Here is a 1,223-nt window from a genome sequence, read left to right on the forward strand (position 1 = left end):
ATACCTTCAGTGTCTTTTCTTATTAGCTTAAATTGGATCCGGTCTCAGTGATGACTCAAGGGGCAGGGAGAACACCTCTCCCGCCTATCTAGCTGTCGTCACCCGCCACGTTCAGTGTCGTCTAATAGCTCGGTGATATCAATGCCCACCGAAACCGCCGCTGTACCCCGCTGATACTTTTGCACCGCGACGAGAAAGTAGCGGAGTACGCCTTTGATTTCGACTTCGATTGTGCGGGCGTCCGATTTACGGGAGTTGGTGAGGAACTCCTGCAAAAACTGGGCCAGTTGGGCATTGCCGTTGAGGGAGTTAACGCTGCGCCCAATAAATGCTCCCTGGGCCATGCTCCAGCTATTGGCCAGGTACCGATTGACGCCAATATAAACGCCGCCCGAATCAATCCAAGAGATGGGGCCGGGTACGGCGTCCAATACAGCTTCTAGCTGATCTTTGGCGGCGTGGAGGGCATGTTCTGCAGTGTTACGAGCGTCTAGGTAGCGCTGCAAAACCTGCAAGACCACCCACCAGATAGGCAGCAGAATTAGCAGGCTGAAGGCTGCGATCGCACTGGCCAGAATTAGCTGCTGAGCAAAATTTTTCTGGTTCTCGCGAATCCGCTCCTGGGTGGCGTCGAGTCCCCGCTGAATGCCCTCAGCGTAGATCACTTTTTGCTGTTCATAATTGGCACTAAACAGTAAATCGGCTGCCGCTGCCTGCTGCCCGTCGCGCACCAGTTCAAACGACTGCACTTCCATAGCGACCAGCTTTTGGTTGGCAATGTCGGTTTGCGCTGCGCCTTCCCCTTCATAGGTGTCTGGGGCGATCGCGATCGCTTCTTTGATCACGGCATCCAATTGTGGTTCAAAGTCGTTGTAGCGCCCTTCCCAGCGAGTATCGCCCGTAGCGGCGTTCATCCGAGCCGACATGGTGAGCACTTCATCTAGGTGAATAATCGAACCCACCAGATATTGCAGGCGAAAATCATTGACGATGACGCGACTAAAGGTTTGGTAAGCATTCCAGGCACTCCACCCCAGGGGTAAAAACAGCGACAGGGCTTGGTGGTGCAGAAAAGTCCTGAAAGGGTTGTTGTGAAAGGAGTCCCAAATGAGACAGGGTAGATGGGAAGGGGCATTTCATGAGAGGCTTGAATTCCCCAACTCAAGGCCAGTCTCATGGAAACACCCCTCTTGTATCGTCAACTGCAAGACCAATTGAGTCAA

Annotated in this window: 1 protein-coding gene; it reads right to left on the reverse strand. The window is 53.3% G+C overall.

What is annotated here, in order from left to right:
* Positions 1-98: 98 nt before the first annotated feature.
* Positions 99-962, reverse strand: a complete 864-nt coding sequence (locus IQ273_RS33275) for a hypothetical protein (protein ID WP_194027335.1) — start codon at positions 960-962, stop codon at positions 99-101.
* Between the last annotated feature and the right edge of the window lie 261 nt (positions 963-1,223).

This window comes from Nodosilinea sp. LEGE 07298 (assembly GCF_015207265.1).
Classification (GTDB): domain Bacteria; phylum Cyanobacteriota; class Cyanobacteriia; order Phormidesmidales; family Phormidesmidaceae; genus Nodosilinea.